General features: G+C 50.5%; 1 protein-coding gene. It reads left to right on the top strand.

Annotation, left to right across the window (positions count from 1 at the left end; genetic code table 11):
- The coding region (locus NZ772_18965; protein MCS6815639.1) for a helicase-related protein at positions 1-1,403 on the top strand (1,403 nt) is incomplete at both ends.

Genomic DNA, 1,403 nt, shown 5'->3' on the forward strand with positions numbered 1-1,403 from the left:
GATTTGGCTAAGCGTGAAAGTCGCTTCCGCCGCGGTGAAATCAACCTGCTTAGTTGTTCTACTACCCTAGAAATGGGAGTTGATATAGGTGAACTACAAGCTGTAGTGCTGCGTAACTTCCCTCCTCATGTCAGCAACTATCAACAACGGGCCGGACGAGCCGGACGACGTACCGATGGGGTCGCGATTACTCTGATGTATGGGCAGCGTCGCCCCCACGATCGCTACTACTTTGAACAACCCGATCTTTTGATTGCAGGCAAAAACCAAATTCCGAAACTTGATCCTAGCAACTTCCAAGTGCAAGAACGCCATATTCGAGCCGAGTTGTTAGCAGCCTTCCTGCGACGAGACCAGAAAGGAGCCGAGGAGGTGACAATCGCCGATTTCCTCACTCTGCCAACCGAAGCACCTATCCCCAACTTCAACCCACCCCCAGACTCCTACATCACCCAATTCCAGCATTGGCTCCAGGGAGATGAAGCCCGTGGCTTAGCAAGGGACTGGTTAGAGATCCTGGGTGGATCAGACCGATCGCCTCAGACTGTGTTGCAAGACTTTAGTCAGTGCATGGATGACTTTCAGAAGCAACAGTTACAAGACTATGATGCTTTGGCGAAGGTCTTATCCAGTTTACAACAGCGACTCACAGATCCTGAAGAAACAAAAAACCTGACTAAAATTGCCCAGCGCATAGCAGGCACCCACACGGAACTGAAGAAAGTTGCTAGCCGCCGCCTCCATGATGAACTGGCTCGCGCAAGCATCCTACCAATTTATGGATTTCCGATCGACGTTGTCCGATTAATGACCGCCCAAGCCGAGCATCGCCTAGAGCGCGATCGTCGTCTGGCTTTAGGGGAATATGCCCCCGGTCAGGATGTGGTTGTAGACGATCGGGTGTATACCAGTGTTGGCATTGTCCAGCCCGAAAAACTCGAAAAGCGCCACTACTGGGTTTGCCAGCATTGTAATTACTTCACCTCCAGTCCCCAACCTAGAAGCTATGACCAATGCCCAGTCTGTGGAGCAGCACCCCGTCTTCCCATTGAAAAAAACACTCGCGTGTATAAAATCCCTAACGCCTTCACGACAGATTGGCGACAACCTGCCAAAGTGACTCCCTACATCAAACCTCTGCGTCAACCCACGTCTCAGATTTTTCTGGCCAAAGAGGGTGATAGGGCAGAGTGTTTATCCCATGCTGATCAGCCAGTGCATCTTATCTATAGCCAAGGAGGACGATTTTTCCTATCCAATCAAGGCTCCCTGATTGGAGCACGCGGATTCAGAAACCAGGGATTTGCCATTTGTCGATTGTGTGGGCGGGATCTGACTGAAAAAGCTGGCGAACAGAAGTCAAAATCCCTAAAAACACAAGGGAAAAGTACCTCTTCTCTCAA

Source organism: Cyanobacteriota bacterium (assembly GCA_025054735.1).
In the GTDB taxonomy this organism is placed as follows: Bacteria; Cyanobacteriota; Cyanobacteriia; order SKYG9; family SKYG9; genus SKYG9.